General features: G+C 62.9%; 20 protein-coding genes. 4 read left to right on the top strand and 16 right to left on the bottom strand.

What is annotated here, in order from left to right:
- Position 1: 1 nt before the first annotated feature.
- The 6 genes from fliF to VMW12_04630 all read right to left on the bottom strand — a co-directional run bounded on the left by fliF (position 2) and on the right by VMW12_04630 (position 6,755).
- Positions 2 to 1,681, bottom strand: a complete 1,680-nt coding sequence (fliF, locus tag VMW12_04605; protein HUZ49012.1) for a flagellar basal-body MS-ring/collar protein FliF — start codon at positions 1,679 to 1,681, stop codon at positions 2 to 4.
- Between the two features lie 142 nt (positions 1,682 to 1,823).
- Entirely contained in the window at positions 1,824 to 3,074 is a 1,251-nt protein-coding gene (locus VMW12_04610; GenBank protein HUZ49013.1) for an adenylosuccinate synthase, read from the bottom strand.
- Positions 3,071 to 4,384 (bottom strand): glycoside hydrolase family 125 protein, encoded by a 1,314-nt coding sequence (locus VMW12_04615; protein ID HUZ49014.1) that lies wholly within the window; start codon positions 4,382 to 4,384, stop codon positions 3,071 to 3,073. Before VMW12_04615 ends, VMW12_04610 begins: the two co-directional genes overlap by 4 nt.
- On the bottom strand, positions 4,381 to 4,914 hold the full coding sequence (locus VMW12_04620; protein ID HUZ49015.1) for a phosphoribosyltransferase family protein: 534 nt from the start codon (positions 4,912 to 4,914) through the stop codon (positions 4,381 to 4,383). Before VMW12_04620 ends, VMW12_04615 begins: the two co-directional genes overlap by 4 nt.
- A gap of 10 nt (positions 4,915 to 4,924) precedes the next feature.
- Positions 4,925 to 6,097 carry a HAMP domain-containing sensor histidine kinase gene (locus VMW12_04625; protein HUZ49016.1) on the bottom strand — a complete coding sequence of 391 codons (1,173 nt, stop codon included), beginning with the start codon at positions 6,095 to 6,097 and terminating at the stop codon, positions 4,925 to 4,927.
- Positions 6,066 to 6,755, bottom strand: a complete 690-nt coding sequence (locus VMW12_04630) for a response regulator transcription factor (GenBank protein HUZ49017.1) — start codon at positions 6,753 to 6,755, stop codon at positions 6,066 to 6,068. Before VMW12_04630 ends, VMW12_04625 begins: the two co-directional genes overlap by 32 nt.
- Positions 6,756 to 6,829: 74 nt before the next feature.
- Between VMW12_04630 and VMW12_04635 the strand changes: the two genes are divergently transcribed.
- On the top strand, positions 6,830 to 7,705 hold the full coding sequence (locus tag VMW12_04635) for a formate/nitrite transporter family protein (protein HUZ49018.1): 876 nt from the start codon (positions 6,830 to 6,832) through the stop codon (positions 7,703 to 7,705).
- Here the strand turns inward: VMW12_04635 and VMW12_04640 are convergent.
- The 10 genes from VMW12_04640 to VMW12_04685 all read right to left on the bottom strand — a co-directional run bounded on the left by VMW12_04640 (position 7,692) and on the right by VMW12_04685 (position 16,914).
- On the bottom strand, positions 7,692 to 8,162 hold the full coding sequence (locus VMW12_04640) for a regulatory protein RecX (protein ID HUZ49019.1): 471 nt from the start codon (positions 8,160 to 8,162) through the stop codon (positions 7,692 to 7,694). The two genes, VMW12_04635 and VMW12_04640, sit on opposite strands and share 14 nt — an antisense overlap.
- 3 nt (positions 8,163 to 8,165) lie before the next feature.
- Positions 8,166 to 9,209: a recombinase RecA gene (recA, locus tag VMW12_04645; GenBank protein HUZ49020.1), complete on the bottom strand. Its 1,044-nt coding sequence runs from the start codon at positions 9,207 to 9,209 to the stop codon at positions 8,166 to 8,168.
- 99 nt (positions 9,210 to 9,308) lie between these two features.
- The gene (ftsY, locus tag VMW12_04650; GenBank protein ID HUZ49021.1) at positions 9,309 to 10,238 is read right to left on the bottom strand and encodes a signal recognition particle-docking protein FtsY; all 930 of its coding nucleotides are present in this window, start codon (positions 10,236 to 10,238) and stop codon (positions 9,309 to 9,311) included.
- 112 nt (positions 10,239 to 10,350) lie between these two features.
- On the bottom strand, positions 10,351 to 10,653 hold the full coding sequence (locus VMW12_04655) for an EscU/YscU/HrcU family type III secretion system export apparatus switch protein (GenBank protein HUZ49022.1): 303 nt from the start codon (positions 10,651 to 10,653) through the stop codon (positions 10,351 to 10,353).
- Positions 10,650 to 12,488, bottom strand: a complete 1,839-nt coding sequence (locus VMW12_04660; protein HUZ49023.1) for a flagellar hook-length control protein FliK — start codon at positions 12,486 to 12,488, stop codon at positions 10,650 to 10,652. The genes VMW12_04655 and VMW12_04660 overlap by 4 nt, the downstream gene beginning before the upstream one ends.
- 3 nt (positions 12,489 to 12,491) lie before the next feature.
- Positions 12,492 to 12,812 (bottom strand): hypothetical protein, encoded by a 321-nt coding sequence (locus VMW12_04665; protein ID HUZ49024.1) that lies wholly within the window; start codon positions 12,810 to 12,812, stop codon positions 12,492 to 12,494.
- Entirely contained in the window at positions 12,745 to 13,671 is a 927-nt protein-coding gene (locus VMW12_04670; protein ID HUZ49025.1) for a FliA/WhiG family RNA polymerase sigma factor, read from the bottom strand. The genes VMW12_04665 and VMW12_04670 overlap by 68 nt, the downstream gene beginning before the upstream one ends.
- A gap of 94 nt (positions 13,672 to 13,765) precedes the next feature.
- Positions 13,766 to 14,839, bottom strand: coding sequence for a chemotaxis response regulator protein-glutamate methylesterase (locus VMW12_04675; GenBank protein ID HUZ49026.1), 1,074 nt, complete (start codon positions 14,837 to 14,839; stop codon positions 13,766 to 13,768).
- 4 nt (positions 14,840 to 14,843) lie between these two features.
- A complete protein-coding gene (locus tag VMW12_04680) occupies positions 14,844 to 15,674 on the bottom strand; it encodes a protein-glutamate O-methyltransferase CheR (protein ID HUZ49027.1) in 831 nt (276 codons plus the stop codon).
- A gap of 13 nt (positions 15,675 to 15,687) precedes the next feature.
- The gene (locus VMW12_04685) at positions 15,688 to 16,914 is read right to left on the bottom strand and encodes an NAD(P)/FAD-dependent oxidoreductase (protein ID HUZ49028.1); all 1,227 of its coding nucleotides are present in this window, start codon (positions 16,912 to 16,914) and stop codon (positions 15,688 to 15,690) included.
- Between the two features lie 108 nt (positions 16,915 to 17,022).
- Here VMW12_04685 and VMW12_04690 point away from each other — a divergent pair, with 108 nt between their 5' ends.
- The 3 genes from VMW12_04690 to VMW12_04700 all read left to right on the top strand — a co-directional run bounded on the left by VMW12_04690 (position 17,023) and on the right by VMW12_04700 (position 21,283).
- Entirely contained in the window at positions 17,023 to 17,565 is a 543-nt protein-coding gene (locus VMW12_04690; protein ID HUZ49029.1) for an inorganic diphosphatase, read from the top strand.
- Between the two features lie 106 nt (positions 17,566 to 17,671).
- Positions 17,672 to 19,777, top strand: a complete 2,106-nt coding sequence (locus VMW12_04695; GenBank protein ID HUZ49030.1) for a sodium-translocating pyrophosphatase — start codon at positions 17,672 to 17,674, stop codon at positions 19,775 to 19,777.
- A gap of 234 nt (positions 19,778 to 20,011) precedes the next feature.
- Positions 20,012 to 21,283 (top strand): ABC transporter substrate-binding protein, encoded by a 1,272-nt coding sequence (locus VMW12_04700; protein HUZ49031.1) that lies wholly within the window; start codon positions 20,012 to 20,014, stop codon positions 21,281 to 21,283.
- Position 21,284: the final 1 nt, after the last annotated feature.

Below are 21,284 nucleotides of genomic sequence, written 5' to 3' on the forward strand. Positions count from 1 at the left end.
CTTATTCCGCTAGCCAGAGCTTGACGAGCTTGGCGATGCTGTCCGGGTTCTCTTGTGCCACGGTCGTGACGTATTCGATCATCTGCTCCCTGGTGAGATCGGCGGCCGATCGGATCGGCGCGGCGATGCCCGCCACGCCCTCGAGGATTGGATGTTCTTCGAACGGCGGCAGTTCGTCCGCCAGCGAAGAATCGAAAGACGGAAGATCGGTAGCTGGACTGAAGCGCGAGCGGCGCGAGCGGGCTGCGAGCAGTCCGAGTGCGGCAAGGAGTGCGATACCGCCCAGCGAGATGAGTGCCCAGAGCGGAATGCCAAGAACGGTCGTCGTGACCGCGCTCGGCTGTTGTTGCGTCTCGACCGACGGATTGAACGGAATCGCTTCAACCGAGACTTGGTCGCCCTGGGCGAGGTTCAAGCCCGCCGCGGCGATGACCGTGTTGCGAATCTGCTGCACGTTCGCCGGGCTGAGCTGGTAAGGTTGCGCGTTACGTGCGGCGGCGGTGCCGTTCGGAACGTTGGTGGTTACCGGGGACGAATCGACGATCACCGCAACGCTGGTCTGCAATACTTTGCCGGGCGCATTGATGTGTTTGATGTTTTGGACGGATATGTCGTAATTGGTCGTCGATTTCGATTTGTTGTAACGGCCCTGCGTCTGCGTCGTTTGCGGCGCTTGATACGTGCCGATGTTGCTCGTCGTACCGGGGACGCCGATGGCCGCTTGCGCGGCGGGTTGCGTACCGTTATAGGACTCGCGTTCCGACTGCGCCGAGAGGACCGTGCCTTGCGGCGAGTAGACCTTGCTATCCGACTGGGTCGCATCGAAATCCATCTTCGTCGATACGCGCGCGACGGCACGGTTTTTGCCGAGCGTGGTATCGAGCATCGATTGAATGCTCTGCTGAAGATCGGATTCGTATCGCTGCTTGGCCAGCAACTGTTCCTGCGTCAACTTCAGAGCGTCCGGTGCCGACGTACCGTCGCCGCCGACCGCGCCGACGCCGGGCAGAAGCACTTGGCCGTCCTGGTTCACAATCGTGACGTTGTCTGGCTTGAGCCCCTCGACCGCGTTGGCGACAAGCATCGTTATGCCGCGCACTTGCGAGGGCAAGAGACTTTGGCCCGGTTTGGTCTTGATCGCGATCGAGGCGGTAGTGGGCTCTTGGGTGGAGGTGTAGAGCGACTGGTCCGGCGTCGCGATGGCGACGCGCGAGGTTTCGACCGGGTCCAACCCGTCGATGGTTCGTTCGAGCTCGCCCTCGATCGCGCGCGTCTTGTCGAGCTTCTCCTCGAATTGCGTCATGCCGAAGTTGGTCTTGTCGAACAACTCGTATCCGGTTCCGCCGCCTTTGATGAGCCCGGACCCGGCGATCGCGACGCGCTCTCCGCTCACGTCCTCGGCGGGGACGTAGACCGTCTTGCCGTCGGTCGAGAGGCGGTACGGAATCTTATCGCTCTTCAGGCGCGTGACGACGGTATTTGCGTCCGCGGAACCAAGATTCGAGAACAGCGTCTCGTACGAAGGACCGCGGCCGAAGTAGAGGTATCCCAACCCAAGGATGGCCGCCAAAATGATGGCGGTGCCGGTGACGGCCAACATCCGGGTCTGCCGATTTTGGCCTTCCCAGAGTATTTGAAACCGTCCAGCCATATCGGACCAGATCGATGCGAGGCGATCCACGCGTCTCTTACCTAACTCTCCAGCCGACCGTGGCCCGTAGCGCCGGGCATCCATGCCCAACGACGCTCGTGCCGGCAGACATTCAAAATGTCAGCCGGACTCTTATGAAGAGTATCGGTCGCCCCCGCACGCACTTTTACCGTCATCGCGCTAATTGCGACCGCTCGCGGCCGACGGAGACGAGTTCGACCGGGACGCCGAGCAGCGCTTGGATGCGCGCGACGTAGCGCGCGGCCGCCGGCGGCAGGGCGGAAATATCGCGCACCTGGTCGATCGCCTCGCTCCAGCCCTCGTGTTCTTCAATATCCAACTCCAGTTCCGGCGCACCCGCCGAGCCGAAATCAACGGCCTCTCCGCGCAGCCGATACCCGGTCACGATACCGATCCGCTCGAAGCCCGAGAGAACGTCAAGTTTTGTAATGGCAATCGACGAGAGGCCGTTGAGGCGTACGGCGTAGCGCGCGGCGACGGCATCAAACCAGCCGCAGCGACGCGGCCGGCCGGTCACCGTCCCGAACTCGCCGCCCTGGCGCCGCAGGCGTTCGCCGCGATCATCATGCAGTTCCGACGGGAACGGCCCCGCCCCGACGCGGGTGCAATACGCTTTGACCACGCCGATCACGCGTCCGATTGCGGTGGGCCCAATCCCTAGACCGGTGCACGCACCGCCTGCGATCGTGTGCGAGCTAGTGACGTACGGGTAGGTTCCGTATCCGACATCCAGCAACGTCCCCTGAGCACCCTCGATCAAGATACGCTTTCCGGCCTCCAGCCGGTCGTGAAGATACGCCACGCCGTCCACGACGTGGGGAAGTAAGCGATCGGCAGCCTCCAAGGTCTGCGCGATCAAATCGCCTTCGCTAGGCAAGACTTCGTCCACGGTGTTGACCCGGTTCGCCAGATTCGCGCGAAGCTTATCCGCTAGTAGCTCGGGTCGCGAGAGATCGCCGAACGTGATGCCCGAGCGCGCGACTTTGTCGATGTAGGCGGGCCCGATCCCGCGACCGGTCGTGCCGATTGCCGCGGCCCCCCGGGCGCGCTCGCTGGCGCGGTCGGCGGCGGCGTGATACGGGAGCACGACGTGGGCCCGGTCGGAGATGCGGATGCGCGACGTATCGACGCCGATCGCCGCTAGGCGCGCGAGCTCGTCGGTCAGGCCGGCCAAACTCACAACCGTTCCGCCCCCAATGAAGAGCTCGACGCTCGGATTGAGCACGCCGGACGGAACGATGCGCAGGGCTACGTCGGTCGTGCCGACGTTGATCTGGTGGCCGGCATTATCGCCGCCTCCGAAGCGCGCCACGACATCGTAATCGTTCGCGAAGAGATCGACGATACGGCCCTTGCCTTCGTCGCCCCATTGGATGCCGACGATGATATCAGCTTTGTTCATTCCGAGCGAAACTCCAGATCGCTCGTATCGCCCATCGGGATCTCGCTCAACCCTTGAAACTGCGTCATCACAAACTCCGAAAACAGTGCGTTCGGCCATCCGAAATCCTGGCGCGTGTATCGCTTGGGGTCGTTTGGATCGAACGACTCGTGCAGCAGATGGTCGCCCGGATCGCTCGCGAGCAATTGCGCCAACACGTCCTGCTTTTCGGTAGGATTGGTCGTGGTCATCCCCTGCATGATTAGCGCGAGCGGCCACACCCAATGATCCGGCGTGTGATAGCTGCCGATTCCGCGCGCCATCTGCCCTTGATAGAATGACGGGTTGTCGGACGAGAGTAGAAATTTCCGCGTATTCTCGTAAAACCGGTCGCCGGGCTGTGTGTAGCCGATGTACGGGGCGGAGAGCAGCGAAGGAATGTTCGCGTCGTCGGTTAGAATCGCGTGCCCGAGGCCGTCGACTTCGTACGCATAGATGTAACCGTATTTCGGAACCAGCACCAGCCCGTAGGTTTGGATGCCGCGCTGCACCTCATCGCGGAGGGCCGTCGCCTCATCGGCCTTTACCACATTGTGGTAGACGTTGCGCTCGATGTCCGCCATGTCGCCCAACGCGACGACCGCGAACATCTCCGAAGGGATCAAGAAATTATAGTAACAGGCATCGTCGGACGGGCGAAAGCCGGTCCAAATCATGCCCGTATATCCGACCGGACGCCCCTTGCCGCCGTCGGCGAGTTCTTTCTCCGTGTAGTGCGAATCGCGGGGATGGTCCTGTTCGCGCTGCATCGTCGCCAGAATGCTATCGAGCGCCTTCGCGTAGTCGTCGTCGAAGACCGAGGTATCGCCGGTGGTCTTCCAATAGCTCCACGCGAGGGTCACCGGATAGGCGAGGGAATCGAGCTCGAACTTTTGCTCCCACACGCGATAGTCTAACGTAAAGGCGTTCGCATACGGATCGACCTGGAGATATTTGGCCATGCGCTGAATGATCGCGCGCAGCAACTTGCGCACGTCCGGATCGTCTTTGGCGAAAAAGAGATACGGGCGCGCCTGCGCGCTGGCATCCCGCAGCCACTCGGCCGGAATGTCGCCGGTCTTGATATATGCGGTACCGTCCGGCGCGTACTGCGCGAGCTTGCCCGTATCGAGCAACGCGGCCCGAAACATGTCTTCCAAATGCGCGTTCGTGCTGTGGTAGTCAGCGGCTGCTTGCTCGATCGATCGAATCTCCAGCGCGCCGGCCGACAACGGAGAGAGCCCCAATGCAAAGGCGACGAGAAGCGCGAGAATGCGCGCGTAGCGACTCAACGACGCGAACCGCGGGCGTGCAGCGCCGGAAGCTCGCGATAACGGCCGCGATCGTCGAGGCCGTATCCAACGACATAGGTATCAGTCACATCGAAAGCGCGGTACATGATTTCAATATCGGCAACTCTGCGGCCGGGTCTATCCAGTAGGGTGCACACGGCCAGCGAGGCCGGGAGCCGGGCGCGCAAGGTGCCTACCACGTAGCGCAGGGTAACGCCCGTATCGACGACGTCGTCGATCAACACGACGTGCCGGCCTTCAATCGCCGCAACGGTATCCTTCTCGATTCGCAACCCGTCCGAGCCGCTCGCCTTGCTGACGGCAATCCAGTCGTACTCGCAGGGAATCGTGACGGCGCGCGTGAGATCGGCAAGAAACGGCGCGGCCGCATTCAGGATGCCGATGAAGAGCGGAAGCCGGCCCTCATACTCGCTCGAGAGCTGCTCGCCGAGCTGCTGCACGCGCAATGCGATCACCCGCTCGCTGAAAAGTTCCTCGCCGATTGCGCCTTGCCCGAGACGAATAGTCACGGGCATACTCCTACGACGGAAGCGCTCGCAATTCCGCCCCGGCAACGCTCGCAGCGGGAACCCTGAATACAAACTGGGAGCCGCCCAGGGCCGAGGTGCCCACGGTCACGTCGCCGCCGGATCGCTCGGCGATGGTCTTGACGATCGCGAGGCCGATGCCATTGCCGCGCTCGTCGCGGCGATTACCGCGCTCGCGGATGCCGAAAATGCGCGAACGTTCCGACAGGGTCACGCCCGGGCCGTCGTCATCCACGACCACTTCAACGCATCCTTCGCGCAGTCGCGCCGAGACTTCGACGCGTCCCGCCGGCCGGCCGTATTTAATCGCGTTCTCGATCAGGTTGACCAGCACGTGCATGAGCGCGTCGTCGCGAATCCGGCCGCGCAGCGATCCGGCCGGAATGCTCCGTAGCAGGATGCCGCGTTGCGCGGCAACGGGTTCCAACGCCGCGCAAGCAGCTTCAATCTGCTCCGAGACGCCGGTCGTAGCGCAGAGCGATGCCGCCGCGGAGAGATCGAGTAGCGAAAACTCCAACATCCCGTCCACCAAACGAGCTAGTCGCAGCGCCTCGCGCCGCGCCACGTGCAAGAAGCGGCGCGCGGTATTGGGATCGACGTTGTGCTCCAGCAACGTCTCGAGGTATCCGCGGATCGACGTCAGCGGCGTGCGCAGCTCGTGGCCGACGGTCGCGAAGAATTCATAGCGCTCGCGTTCGCGTTCGCCGCGCTCGAGCGCACGTTCCACGATCGCGTCGATATCGCGCGCGCCGTGGCTTCCTGCGTCCACGTGACACCATCCCGTCTGCACCTCGACATTACACGATGCGACCACGGCCTGCGCGATCCGCTCCAGGGCAGCTCGCGCGTCGATCGTGGCGCGTGGGGCTGCCTCCCGGGACGGCTCCAACATCGCGATCGCAAACCAGTCGCACCCATCGCCGTGGCTGACCGCGTCGCCGTCGCGCAGAATCGAGCGCGCCGCGGTCAGAAACGCACGAGCGGTACGGCGCTCCAAGCGACGCGCCGAGGCCTTTCCGTCTCGCCAAGCTCGCTGCGCGAAAGCCGGAACCCGAAGGACCAGCACGGGGACCGCATCTCCGAGCGCCGCGCGCCTTTCGATGGCCTGTACGAATGGCGGCCCATGCAAGAAGTTACCCGCGCTGGAATTTGTATCCGAAGCCATGGACCGTCTGCACCAGCTTCCGCAGTTCCGCCCGCTCCGCAAGACGCGCGCGCAGCCGCCGAACGTGCACGTCGACGGTGCGTTCGTCGCCTTCGAAGTCGAAGCCCCACACTCTCTGCAGCAGGCGTTCGCGCGTCAGCGCTATGCCGGGATTTCCCGCCAGTTCCAGCAGTAGCGCAAATTCGCGCGGTTTGAGTTTGAGATCCTCACCGTCGACGCGCGCTTCACGAGCGGACTCGTCGATTTCGAGCCGGCCGAAACGCAACACGCTGGGCGCTAGCGTCTGGCCCTTTCCCGTTCGGCGCAACAGCGCTTTGACGCGAGCGACCACCTCGCGCGGCGAGAACGGCTTGCAGACGTAGTCGTCGGCGCCCAGTTCGAAGCCGACGACGCGATCGACCTCGTCGGTGCGGGCGGTGAGCATCAGGATCGGCATCTCATGCCGCTCGCGGCGCAACACGCGCGCCACTTCGAAACCATCCACGCCCGGCAACCCGACATCCAGAATCAGCGCGTCGACGCCGCTACGGCCAACGCGAATCGCGGCCAACCCATCCGAAACGGGAATCACGTGGAAGGCCTCGCGTTCGAGGTGGTGCGCCAAAAGATCGCGGATCGCCGATTCGTCCTCGGCGACCAGAATGCTTGGGAACGGCATGTGCCTATCGGTGCCCGTTCTTTTCGATCCATGGACGCGATTGCTCGGCCGGCGAAATGGGTATGTCACCGCGCATGGACGAGCATATGATCGTGAAGCCGGCTTCGGAGCGCGACGGGGAGACCGTCCAGCTCTCGGATTCCGAGCGCAAGGAATCCAAGCGCCGGGTCGGCCTGCGCGCGGCCGTCGTCTTTGAAACCGTGCGACGCGAGGGCGAGCAGGAGCTCGAACGGCCGATGGCCGCGCTCGCGTTCTCGGGCCTAGCCGCCGGCCTATCGATGGGATTCTCGCTGATCGCCACCGGCGTGATCCGCGCGTCGCTCCCCGATACGCCGTGGAGAGCGTTGGTCGAAAACTTTGGCTACACGCTCGGATTTTTGATCGTTGTGCTCGGGCGTCAGCAGCTCTTCACCGAAAATACCGTTACCGCCGTTCTCCCCTTTTTGGACCACACCGATGCGCGCACGTTCGGCAAGGTCGCTCGCCTCTGGGCTATCGTGCTGGTGACCAACCTGGTCGGAGCGCTCATCGTCGCGGTGGCCCTCGCACATACCGGCGCCTTTTCCCCGACGGTAAAGGCGGCGTTTCTGTCGATCGGCCGGGAAACGCTTTCGCACGGTTTTAACATCGTGCTGCTCAAGGGCATCTTTGCCGGTTGGCTCATCGCGCTGATGGTATGGCTTCTGCCTGCAGCAGAAAACTCGCGCGTCTCGGTCATCATCATCGTCACGTACATCGTCGGCGCGGCCGGCTTGAGCCACGTCGTCGCCGGTTCGGTCGAGGGGCTTTACGCCGTCGTCAGCGGCGCCGCATCGTGGCCCGCGTACCTCGTCGGCTTTCTTCTGCCCGTGTTTATCGGCAACTCCATCGGCGGGGTGCTCTTGGTGTCGATGATCAACTACGGCCAGGTCGCGACCGAGAGCGACGAGCCGCGTGCTACGACTCGCTAAGATCGATTCCGGCAAGCGGACCATGCGTAGCCGCATGTTCGCGCAGCACGCGATAGATGATCGACGCGGGGAAGCCTAAGCGTTCGAGACCGCGAGCCGCTGATGGATAGCTCATGTTGTTTTTTTTTCGCAGAAGACTACCCAATGCCGCGCCGCAACGATCTGCCTGCGATGCCTCTAGCGCCTCGACGGCCGTGCGCGCGGCATCGCGATCGATGCCCTTACGCACGAGTTCGCCGACGAGGCGGGCATCTCCGATGGCCCTGCGTTTACCCTCGACGTAGAGTTGCGCGAAAAGCCGGTCGTCGAGAAATCCCTCCGCCCGGCAACGATCGACGACGCCACGAATGGCGTCGTCCTCGTATCCGCGGCGTTCGAGCCGCTGCCAGAGTTGCGCTTCGGTGAGCCGTTGCCGCGCGAGCAAACCGAGCGCCGCCGCATACGGGCTCCTCGCCATCGCTTACTCTTCGCTGACGGTAACCGCGTTTGCCGAACCGTTTTTCGAAACCGTTCCGGCCAACGCTTCGCGAATTTTCGTCTCGATCTCGGCCGCCATATCGCTGTGCTCTTCCAAAAACGCTTTCGCATTTTCGCGACCCTGACCGATGCGGTTGTCGCCGTACGTGTACCACGACCCGCTCTTGCCGACGATGTTCTGCTCGAGCGCGACATCGAGAATCGAGCCCATCTTCGAAATACCGCGGCCGTACGTGATGTCGAACTCCGCCTGTCGGAATGGCGGCGCAACTTTATTTTTCACCACTTTGACGCGGGTGCGCGTGCCGACGACATCCTGGCCGACCTTGATCTGTTCGAGCTTACGCACGTCGAGCCGAATCGATGCGTAGAATTTGAGCGCGCGGCCACCCGACGTCGTTTCGGGGCTGCCGAACATCACGCCGACCTTTTCGCGAAGCTGGTTGATGAAGATCATCACCGCTTTGCTGCGCGAGATCGCGGAAGTGAGCTTTCGTAGCGCTTGCGACATCAAGCGAGCCTGCAGGCCGACGTGGGCATCGCCCATGTCTCCTTCGAGTTCGGCTTTGGTAACGAGGGCGGCGACCGAATCGACGACGATGACGTCGACGGCGTTGCTGCGCGTGAGCATCTCGGCGATTTCGAGCGCTTGTTCGCCGGTATCGGGCTGCGAAACCAGGAGGTTATCGAGATCGATGCCGAGCGCTGCGGCGTAGTTGGGATCGAGCGCGTGTTCGACGTCGATGAACGCCGCCGTGCCGCCGCTCTTTTGCGCTTCGGCAATCGCATGCAGCGCGAGCGTCGTCTTACCGCTCGATTCCGGCCCATAGATCTCGACGATGCGTCCGCGCGGGAAGCCGCCGACGCCTAGTGCCAAGTCGAGCGCGATCGAACCGCTCCGAATCACCTCGAAGGAGAGGCGCTCCTGAAAATCGCCCATCCGCATAATCGACCCCTTGCCGAATTGACGCTCGATCTGCGCCAATGCGTTTCCGAGGGCTACTTGCCGTTCGTCTTGCGCCGCCATGCTCGTTCCTTTCGAAGTTTTGGTGCTCTTGCTGGTTGGTGGTGTTTCGATGACCTTCACCCCATCACGCTCTCACATAGGAATGCCAAGTGGGTGGCATTACGATCGTACCGATTCCGGCGCATCGTCGAAGAGCGCACGCGTAAATTCGGAGGGAACGAACGGCCGCAGCGCGTCCGCCGATTCGCCCAGGCCGATGAATTTAATCGGGATCTCGAGCGTATCGACGATGGCGACGAGCACGCCGCCCTTGGCGGTGGAATCCAGCTTCGTCACGATCACCCCGGTGAGTTCGGCCGTTTCGTTGAAGAGTTTTGCTTGAGAGATCGCGTTCTGGCCGGTCGTGCCGTCGACCACCAGTAGCGTCTCCGCCGGCGGGGCGCCGAGCTCGCGCTCGATCACGCGTCGCATTTTTTTGAGTTCTTCCATGAGGTTGGTCTTGTTCTGCAAACGACCGGCCGTATCGATGAGAATGACATCGACGCCGCGCGCCACGCCCGCTCGAATTCCGTCGAAAACCACCGATGCCGGGTCGGCGCCGGCCGCTCCGCGGACGATGTCGCTGCCGCTGCGTTCGGCCCAAATCTGCAACTGTTCGGCCGCCGCGGCGCGAAACGTATCTCCGGCCACGAGCAGCACGCGTTTGCCCTGAGCCCGCAGCGCGGTGGCGAGCTTGCCGATCGTCGTGGTTTTGCCGCTTCCGTTCACGCCGACGACGAGAACGGCCGCCGGATGGGCGGCGAGCTGTAGCTCGGGATGCGGAAGCGTCAAGAACCGCTCGACATCTTTATGAAAGCGCGCCACGGCTTGAGCGGTGGTTTTCCACGCCTCCTGTTTCGCGACCGTCTGGAGTCCGCGACAGATCTTCTGCGTGGTGGGGACCCCGAAGTCCGCCAACACGAGTAGCTCCTCGAGCTCGTCCCAAAATTCGGGCGTCAGCGGCTTCTCGGCGCGGCCGAGGCCCTGTACCGCCGCAAATGTTTCGCGGGCCTTGCCCAGCGAACCGCGTAGTCGCTCAAACCAGTTCACGGAGTACGCCCATTTCCCAAAAACTATCGAACTCCTGTTCGGGTTAAGGCTTCGCCTTAACCCATCGCCCTTCGGGCCCAAAGGAATTGTTTTAGGGCCCTGCGCCCCGCTCTTAGTGGGGGGTTTTGGATTCTGCGTCTACGCGGAAGACGTAGGCTAGGACTTCGGCTACGACGGCGTAGAGTTCGCGGGGAATGTAGTCGCTGACGTCCAGATGCGCGAGCGCTTCGACCAGCCCGGCGTCTTCGTAGAGCGGGATGCCGTGTTCTTTTGCCACGGCTAAAATCTGTTCCGCCGTAACGCCGCGCCCCACCGCCACGATTTGCGGTGGCTCGCTCTTGCTCGGGTCGTAGGTCAGCGCGGCCGCCGCCGGGCGCTTGTACCGCCCTTTGCGGAAATCGAAGAATCGATTCATGCGTGCAAATCCAACTGAGCGGCCGGCGGCTCGTCCGGCTCGACGGACGCCGGTGCGGCAGCCTCGGCCGCGGCACGAACGGGAGCGACGTCGGCGCCGATCGCGGAGACCCGATAACGCAGGTGCTCTAAGCGCGATCGCAGATCGGCAAGCGTGGAACGAAAGCGAGCCGCGGCGCCCGAGCGCTCGGTTTTGACGCTCACGCTGACCTCGCGCCCAACCGCCTGCAAATCGATCGCGACGGTTCCGAGCGTTTTGGTATCCAGCACGAAAGCGACGTGAAAGCTATCCCCGTCGAGCGAGGCACCTTTACGAGCATCGCGCGCGATGCGCAACTGCGTCGGAGCGCCGCCGTCGCGATAGAACACCGGGACCGAAATCAGCATCGCGTTCGGATCGCTCTGGCGCGCGTTCAAAACGTTCAATTGCGCAGCGGTGATTGCGTTGAGCGCGCTACCGAGAGCTGCGGGAAGATTCGGCGCGCCGCCGTTCGGGGGCGCTTGCAGCAGCGACATGATCGCCGTTTTGACATCGAGTGCCAACGCGGCGCTGCGCTCGGCGACTTGCGCTTGCGTGGCCGGCGGCAGCACCAGCGCGGGCGCGTTAGGCTGCGCGGGCACCGTGCGTTCTTCAAACGCAGCGGGGGCCGCCGTGCCGAGCGCCGGCTCTTGCTCCGGCTGTTCGAGCGCGGTGAACGCTCGAACGATGGCCGCAAATTTTGATTCGCGCCCATCGAGAACGTTGCTCACGTACGATGCCAGTTGTTCCGCCAGCGTACGCGTATTCGACGGATCGATGCGGCCGGTAAACGAGAGCAGGCCGCGTAGTCCCGGCACGCGCGGGTCGCCGGCCGGCGTCTGCGCGAGCGCTCGCTCCAGCGCAGCAAACGCACGCGGTATCTCGCGAACGCCCTGGGCGAGGATCCGGGCGGCGGCCAGCGTTAATGCGGTTTGCGGCACGCGCAGCCGGCTCAGGAGCGCCTGCTCGGGCGAAACGGATTGGGAGGGGGCCGCCGCTACCGCCGCCGGAGTCTGCCGCGCCGGGAGCATCGGAGCCCGTTCGGGGCCCGGCGCCGTCGACGCTCGAGCCGTCGCTTCGGCCGCGGGATCGGTCCCGATACGGGCTCCGATCTCGGCCGAGGTCGCCCGGGCGGCGGCGATCCGCGCCTCGATCTCGGCTTGAATCGGCTGGACGGGCAGCCCCGTTTGCGGCTGCGCGGCCGTCGTCTGCGGGAGCGCCGGCCCCGCCCGAAGGGCTGCCGCCGCGAATACGGCCGGCGAAGGCGCCATACTGCCGGTCGGAATCGCGGGTGAAGGATTGGGCCCCGCTGCAGGCTGATTCGGTGCGGCGGCGCTCGGCGGCTCGGGGGCCTGCTGCGGCAGTACGCGCAACGGGACGCGGTCGCTAGGCGATCCGGCGACCGGCGGCCCGGGGGCTTGCGGGCTCGGCACCTCGGTTTGGAGCACCGCGGAGGCCGGTGCGCCCGCGGCCGGCGGCTCGAGGGCGACCGGCGGGGGTAGGTTCGCGGGGTCGGCAACCCCCAAATTTCGAACCAGGATCTGGCTCCCCGAAAATCCGGTGACTTGCAGCGCGAGCGTTTCGCCGGGGTAGACGCCTTGCGGCAGCGACGCGACGACCGTCTGCCCGAGAAACGAGAGCAGATCGTTACCGCCGGATGGCGGAAGAATCGTGGCCGGGATGACGTCGCCGACCGAAACCTGAGCTTGCAGCACCCCGGCCGACACGCCGAGGTCGATGGTTGCCTGCGCGATCGCTTGTTGCGCCGCGGCCACCGCTTCGAGCCCGAACGCGGCTAACGGATCGAACGAGGCCATGCCCTAAACAACGACGTCGATGAAGTGCTCGCCGTCGCCGGCCAGGATCGCGGACGAATCTATAAAGGGAGCGTCGTGGGGCTGACGTTGCTCCGGCGTGTACGAATCGGCGTTTCCGCCTCCGTCCGCATCGGCGCGCAGATGAGCGCTCTCCGTATCGGCGGTCTCCGCGATCGTCTCCTCGCGCTGGTGCACCTGATTGGCGAACGCCACCTGCGCGGCTTGCTGGGCTATTCCAGGTGCATTCTGCTCGCTGCTAACCAGGGCCGCGTTCTGCGGCCCAGCCAGGTAAGCGAGTTGCAGATCCACGGGACGAATCGCCATGGTCGGGTATTTCCCCCCGCACGGTAAGTTCTACTCTACCATCGGCCGAAGGAACGGGCTTCCTGAGATATTTTTGCTTGATCGTCGGGTCGTCGTCGCGGTAGCCCAGATCCTCGCGGAGCTCCTTCAATCGTTGGCGTAAATGAATCACGGCTTGAGCGTGAATCTGCGAGACGCGCGACTCGGATACCCCAAGCGCGCCTTTGATTTCTTTGAGGGTCTGCCCCTCGAAGTAGTAGAGGCTGATCACCGTGCGCTCTTGCTGCGGCAGGCTTTCGACCGCGCGAACCAGTTCGACCCGAACCTCGTGCGCCTCGACCTCGACGGTCACGTCGTTGTCGTCGTCCTTTAGCGTGTCGACCAGTGGAATTTCGTAGCCTTTTTCGTTTGGCAGAAACTCCTCGAGCGAGAGCACCGAGGTGCCGCGCACTCGCTGCACGAGCTGATCCAGCTCCTTCTTCGAGAGGCCGAGCTTGGCCGCGACTTCATCTTCGGTAGGGGCTCGACCGTGCTCGGTTTCGAGCTCCGCGAAGGCGCGCTCGAGTTCTCTGGCACGCTGGCGAACGGCGCGCGGAACCCAATCCAGCGAGCGAAGCGCATCTAAAATTGCGCCGTTAATGCGCGTGATCGCATACGTTTCGAATTTGACGCCTCGGCCGTCGTCGTATTTTTCGATCGCGTCGATCAGGCCCAATATTCCATCGTTGATGAGATCGTTAATCTCAACATTCGGCGGCAAATTAACGGAGATGCGACCGGCCACATACTTGACCAAATGCAAGTATTTATGCACGATCTCTTCTCGCGAAAGTTCGACGCCGCCGATGACGTAGCGGCGCTGACTACGGCCCAGCTTCATGCAACCCCATTCGCGCAACGCGCGCTTGAGCCGGATAATTCACAGTCTATCCACAGCTTCCTACCCACGGCTCCAATCGTTGCCATTCGATCGGTTAAGCCTTCGCCGCGCCGACCAGTTCGTTGAGCACGTATGGCATATCGTCGAGCGCTGCAACCCGATCCACCAATCCCTCCTTCGCCGCCGCGCGGGGCATCCCGTAGACCACGCACGTCGCCTCATCTTGCCCGACGACGTAGCCGCCGCGCTCCTTGATTTTCCGAAGGCCGCGCACGCCGTCTTGTCCCATTCCGGTCAGAATGACGCCGAGCGACGAGGCTCCGAAAATCTCCGCAACGTGTTCGTCCATCACGTCGACGCTGGGAACGTGCAACGAAGTACCGTCGTCGTCAACCAAACGGACCTCGATATCGCCGAGTGAACGATGCAAAGAGAGTTGCCTGCCGGATGGGACGATGAACGCCACGCCCGGCTTGAGAAACATTCCGGTGGCGGCCTCGACGACCCGAATTTTACTGAGCGCATTCAATCGATCGGCAAGCGGCCGCGTGAATCCGAGCGGCATGTGCTGAACGATCACGATCGGCGTCGGAAAGCCCTGCGGAAGATACGGTATCACGTGGGATAGCGCGACCGGCCCGCCGGTGGACGTACCGATCGCTACGCAAGCAAAGGGCTCGCGCCCTTGGCGCGGATGCTGGGACGGTGGCGAGGGCGGAGCCTTGCGTTCGGCGACGCGCGGGAGCGGGCTCTCGACGAACGGGCGCGCGCCGCGGCGGGCGAAGGTGCGGATCTTCCGAACGAGATCGCGGGCGACTTCGTTAATATTCGTATAGGCGGCATCTGGTTTCGCGATGAAATCGACCGCTCCGTTTTCGAGCGCACGAAACGTCGTTTCCGCTCCGTCTCGCGTGAGCGTACTGACCATGATGATCGGCACGCGATGATGGGCCGCGATCTGACGAACCGCTTCCAATCCCCCGATGCCCGGCATCTCGACGTCCATCGTAATGATGTCGGGATTGACTTGTTCGGCCTTGGCGATCGCCTCCTCGCCGCTACGAGCCGTCGCGACCACGTGAACGTCCGGCTCGTTCTCCAGCATCTTCGTGATCGCGCGTCGCATGAACGCCGAGTCGTCGACGACCAAGACATTGATGTGATCCACGAAGCTAATCCGCCTTCCGTCGGTAGTAGATGGCTTTGGGCGTGACGAGCGGTTCGTACAAGTCGGTAATCCTCATGATCGATTCGGCGTGGCCGAGAAACAAGAATCCGCCCGGGCGTAAGGCTTTTGCGAACGCCTCCACGACGCGCTTTTGTGTCGGCTTATCGAAATAAATCAACACGTTTCGGCAAAAAATCGCGTCGTGAATACCCATGGCGGCGACCGCTCGTTCGTCGAGCAAGTTGATTCGCGAAAAATCGACCATCTGTTTTACGTCATCGTTGAGGAAAAAGCCGCCTTGAAACGGACGAAAGTACTTTTGAACCATTTCGGGCGGCGTCGCCCGAAATGAAAGTTCGCGATAGAACGCCGTCGCCGCGCGATCGAGGGCGCGCGGCGAAAGGTCGGTTGCACGGATGGTGATACTGGAAGTTTGCAATCGCCGTCCTTCGCGCAGCATCATCGCGATCGTGTACGGCTCTTCCCCGGTCGAACTCGCCGACGACCAAATCCGCAAGCGTCCGCCGTTCGTCTTGAGCGCTTCATCGACGACGTCGCTCACGAGTACGTCGAGCTGCGATCTCTCGCGAAAAAAATACGTCTCGTTGTTCGTCAGGACCGAAGCGAGCTCGCCCCACTCGGTCTCACGCTCCGGGGACGACGTGAGGAAACGATGGTACTCGGTAAACGTCGAGACGCGACACTTGAGCAAACGCGTCTGCAAGCGGCTCTGCAAAAGAAACAGCTTCGTGTCGTCGTAGAAAATGCCGAAGCGCGAACGGATGATGTCGCGCAACGCCTGGAATTCCGCTTCCGAGATGATGGTCGTCGACACGATCGGTTATCGGTTACGCACGAGCCGCGCGCAGGGCAAAGCGCGCCGCGTGCGCGTAGAGATGCACGCGATCCATGAAGCTTCGCTCCCCGTCTTCGCGCGCAAGCGCGTCGGAGAATTTTGGCGAGCCGGCAAGTTGTTCGAACAACACGCGAAAGCGCGCCGGGCGCGCTTCGAGAAATCGCATCAGTTCGACGCGGTGGGTGAGGCGGCGCGCAAAGCGCTCTCGCAAGGCCCGAGCATAGTGAGCCGCGGCGCGGCCTCCTTGGTTACGGTACGTGATGATCGCTTCCGCGGCCAGCCGTCCGCTCATGGCCGCTTCGAAGATGCCCTCGCCGTTGGTGGCATCGACCAGTCCCGCCGCCGTACCGCCGACCATCACCGCTCCGTCGCTCACGCGAGGCCTCGGCAAGCCGCCGTAGAGGAGATGCCCCTCCTGTTTGACGCGAAGGACTTGCGCATCGGGATAGAGTCGCCCGCGCACGCGCTCGGTAAAGCGCTCCAATTCGGCGCGAAGTTCCGCCCCGCCCAATTTCCCCACCAGCCCGAGGCCAATCGCCAAGTGATCGCGCTTGGGAAACATCCACGCGACGATGGTGCGTCCGTCCGCCGCGGCATAGTAATGAAGTTCGAGCGTACGGTAGGCGATGGACGCCGCCGGACGATCCAAATACACGCGATATTGCAGCGTGGTCATCAAGCCGTCGTTCCAAGCATCGTAGGTGAACGCCGGAACGCCCCCGTCGGATGCGCCCCGAGCTCTCTCGTACGGAGCCGTCGCGCCTTGCGCGAGAAAGACCGAACGCGCGACGATGCGGCGCCGCTCGCCGGAGCGATAATCGGCATACTCCACGATGGTTCGATCGCCCGAACGTTCCAATCCGCGAAACAGCGATTGCGTGCGAACCTGCGCCCCTTCGCCCAGGGCAAGCGCCGCCATCGTCCCGTCGAGTTCTTCGCGCGTGGTCGTGTGGCCGGGACCGAAGAAGACTTCGTGCTCGCCCCCGTTCGCATCGAACAGCGCGAGCCGCGGGGTATCGCAATGCACCAGTTGACGCGGCAGATCGAAGGTTCGGCAGAAGCCCGGGCGCAGGCCGGCCGCGCATACGCGCTTCGCCCCGACGACCGCGTCTTTCTCGAGCACCGTGGTTGCGATACCCGCTCGCGCGGCTTCTCGCGCAGCGGTAGCGCCTGCCGGCCCGCAGCCGACAACGAGGAGCTCGGTCGTTTCCACCTTCACGCCTGCGTGCTTCGCGAGACCCTAGCGGGACACTTGCGTTGGCACGCGCGCCGAACGAAAGTCTTTACGAGGGACCGATTGCGGCCGCCTCGAAACCGCGAGGCCGTCATGCATGTACCCCAACCGCGCAACTACCTCCACATTCCGCTGGGAGAGCACCAGCCGGACGAGATCAACGTCATCGTCGAGATTCCCGAAGGCTCGCGCAACAAATACGAATACGATAAGTCGTTCGATATCTTTAGGCTGGATCGCGCCCTGCACTCGGCGATTCACTACCCCGGCGATTACGGATTCTCTCCGCAGACGCTCGCGCTGGACGGCGATCCGCTCGACGTGCTGGTGCTGGTCATTCAGCCGACTTTCCCGGGTTGCTTGGTGGCGGCGCGCCCGATCGGGCTGCTCGAGATGCTTGACGAAGGCAAGGAGGACGATAAAATCCTGGCCGTCCCGGTGGGCGAACCCGCCTTCGACGAAATCTACAACTATTCGCAGATCTTCCCGCACACGCTGCGCAAAATCTCGCATTTCTTCGAGACCTACAAGGCCCTCGAAGGCAAGCAAACCTCCGTCGTCGGCTGGCACGATGCTGCCCGCGCCCGCACGGTGATTACCGAATCCCACCAGCGGTTTATCGACGGGGAAGGCTAGCAACCGGGCAGGATTGTCTCCGTCGTCGCAGTAGGCAGCGCATCGAAGCGCCTCGGCCCCTCGGGCCGAAAACGCGAAACCGCACTTCCATTTGTAAGGATACTACGTGACGGCACAATCAGCGATTTGGGCCGGTTTGATCGGCGGCGCACTCGCCGTGATCTACGGCATTCTACTTGCCTTCTGGGTCCTGCGCCAGCCGGACGGCAACGAGCGCATGAGAGAGATTGCCGCGGCCATCCAGGAAGGCGCTATGGCCTTTCTCCAGCGGCAGTACCTCACCATCGGGATCGTGGCCATCGTGCTCGCGATCCTGATTTTCTTTGCGCCGAAGCTCGGCGCCGAATCCGCGATCGGCTTTTTGATCGGGGCGATCCTCTCGGGCGCGGCTGGGTTCGCCGGCATGATCGTTTCGGTGCGCGCGAACGTGCGTACCGCCGAGGCGGCGCGCGGCGGCCTCAAGCCCGCGCTCAACGTCGCATTTCGCGGCGGTACCGTAACGGGAATGCTCGTGGTGGGCCTTGGCCTGTTCGCGGTCACCTCGTACTATGCGATCCTACTCCGCGTCAACCAAGGTGACGTCACGCAGTCGCTCTCCGCGATGGTCGGGCTAGCCTTTGGTTGCTCGCTGATCTCCGTCTTCGCCCGTCTGGGCGGCGGCATTTACACCAAGGCCGCCGACGTCGGCGCCGACCTGGTCGGTAAGGTCGAGGCGGGGATCCCCGAGGACGATCCGCGCAATCCGGCCGTGATCGCCGACAACGTCGGCGACAACGTCGGCGATTGTGCCGGTATGGCCGCCGACCTCTTCGAGACCTATTGCGTCACGACGGTCGCGGCGATGCTGCTCGGGAACCTCGTCTTCGGCGATACGCTCCCGGGAGCGACCACCTTTCCGCTCCTGCTCGGCGCGTTCTCGATCGTCGCTTCGATCGTCGGATCGTGGCTCGTGGGCGTCGGCAAAGTGGAAAAGGGCCATATCATGGCCTCGCTCTACCGCGGTATGGCCGTTGCGGGAATCCTCGCGCTCGTCGGCTTCTACTTCATCACGCAGAACGTGTTCGCGGGCGCGACCGGCGTCAGCGCAAACAGCATCTTCATCTGCGCGGTGGTCGGCGTGCTGATTACCGGCCTGATCACGTTCATCACGGAATACTACACCGGTACGCAGTACGGCCCGGTTCAACGCATCGCTAAGGCTTCGGTCACCGGGCATGCGACCAACATGATCGCGGGTTTAGCAGTATCGATGCAAGGCACGGCGCTGCCCGCCATCGTCATCGTTATCGGTATCCTCGTGAGCTTCTCCATGGCGGGAACGTACGGCGTCGGCATCGCGGTCATGTCGATGCTCTCGCTCGCCGGCATCGTGGTCGCGATCGACTCGTTCGGGCCGATCACCGACAACGCGGGCGGCATCGCCGAGATGGCCGATATGCCCGAAGACGTGCGCAACGTCACCGACCCGCTCGATGCGGTCGGCAACACCACCAAGGCCGTCACCAAGGGCTATGCAATCGGCTCGGCAGCCCTCGCGGCCGTCGTGCTCTTCGCCGCGTTCCTACAAGAACTCATCAAGGCGAAATGCGTGGGCGGCGGTGCGGATTGCGCGGCGTCGGTCACCAATCTCTTTGCGATCGGCAACCCCTTCGTCTTGGCCGGCCTCTTCATCGGCGGGCTGCTCCCGTATCTCTTCGCATCGATCTCGATGGAAGCCGTCGGGCGCGCCGCCGGATCGGTCGTTGAAGAAGTGCGCCGGCAGTTCCGCGAGATTCCGGGGATCATGGAAGGCACGACCAAGCCGAACTACGCGACCACGGTCGACATCGTGACGCGCTCGGCGCTCAAGGAGATGATCGTCCCGGCGCTGATTCCGGTCGGCGTTCCGGTGGTGGTCGTCTTGCTCACCGTCCTCAACGTTCTGCGCGGCGATACCGGCGCGCAGATGATGGGCGGCATCCTTGTCGGCTCGATCGTCACCGGACTCTTCGTAGCGATCTCCATGACCACCGGCGGCGGTGCGTGGGATAACGCGAAGAAGTACATCGAGGACGGGCATTACGGTGGAAAGGGCTCCATCGCGCATCAAGCCGCGGTTACCGGAGACACCGTCGGCGACCCGTATAAGGACACGGCGGGCCCTGCGATCAACCCCATGATCAAGGTGCTCAATATCGTCGCGCTGCTGCTGGTGAGCTTCTTGGTTCACTAGCAGTCCATCACCCCTTCTTCGGTCTGCGCTGCGCCCCGGTCTACCCAGACCGGGGCGCAGCCATATCCCCGGGGCCCATTCGATGGTATACGCATGCTCGTGCTTGGCATATATAGCTCAAGGAACGCCCGCTACTAAGCGTAAGTTGTGCTCCCTGAGTTCCTCGCGTCTGATAGTTCCTTTGAACCTATGCTATTTTGCCGACTTTATACGGCATCGAGAGGGAGAGACTTCATGACGGATTTTAAAGTTGATCGGAAAACATTTCTGACAACTGCTGCGATCGCATCTGCCGGCGCCGCAACCGGCTTCCCAACGATTCTTCGAAGTACCGCGTCCGCAAAAGACGTGATCAAAATCGGACTCGATTACGAGTATACCGGTGTATACGCTGCATACGCCCAGAGCGAAACCCGCGGCGCGATGATGGCGATGGACGCGTGGAACGCGCGCGGCGGCGTCATGGGCGGCACCAGAGTTACGACGGTCTCCGAAGACAACGATAACAATCCCGGCATCGCGGTCGAGAAGGCGCGCAAACTCGTCAACGTCGATAAATGCGCGGCCTTGATGGGCTCGATCAATAGCTCCGTGTCGCTCGCAGTCAGCGGCGCAGCCAATGCCATGAACATCCTGTACATCGATTCCGGCGGCCACGCCGATGCGGTGACGGGCGCGGATTGCAAATACAGCACGTTCCGCACGTGCCATAGCACGTGGATGGAGACGCACGCAACCGGCTTCTCGCTGGGCAAGAAGTTCGGCAAAAAATGGTATCTCATCACGCCCGATTACGCGTTCGGCCACGCACTCGATACCGGCTATCGCGATGTCGCGAAAAAGATCGGCGCGACGATCGTCGGCGACGATCTCACACCGTTGGGCACGACCGATTTCAGCCCGTATCTCACCAAGGTGCTCGGCGCGAAACCCGACCTCTTACTCGTGCTGGTGCAAGGCGACGATTTCGTGAATTGCCTCAAGCAAGCGCACGAATTCGGTTTGGTCGGAAAGATACCGATCGGCGGCCCGCAGGTCGAACTCGAAGCCGTTTGGGCCCTGCCCGAAGCGGCCCGCGTCGGTTTCTGGGGCGTCGAATGGTACTATAAGGGCGCGAACGTTCTAGGTACCAACAATAAACTCGCGACCAACTTCGTGAACGAGTACCGAAAGAAGTACCACACGCCTCCGACCGCGCGATCGGCATTCGGATACATCACGATGGACCGGCTGCTCTGGGGCATCAACCAAGCCAAATCGACGAACGCGGCGAAGATCGCGCACGCGCTTGCGGGAACCAAATTCCAGACGATCTTCGAGGGGACGACGTACTATCGCGCCGCCGATCATCAACTGATGTGGCCGATGTGGCTGGGCGGTATTCGTGCCAAGGGTACGCCGCAGGATAAATACGACGTCTTCGATATCGTCGATCGCCAAGAACCCGATGCCATCGAGCAGAGCGTTGCCGAAAAGGCAAAAGTCTGCAAGATGGTTTGGCCGTAAG

The organism is Candidatus Dormiibacterota bacterium, assembly GCA_035532835.1.
Lineage (GTDB): Bacteria > Vulcanimicrobiota > Vulcanimicrobiia > Vulcanimicrobiales > Vulcanimicrobiaceae > DAHUXY01.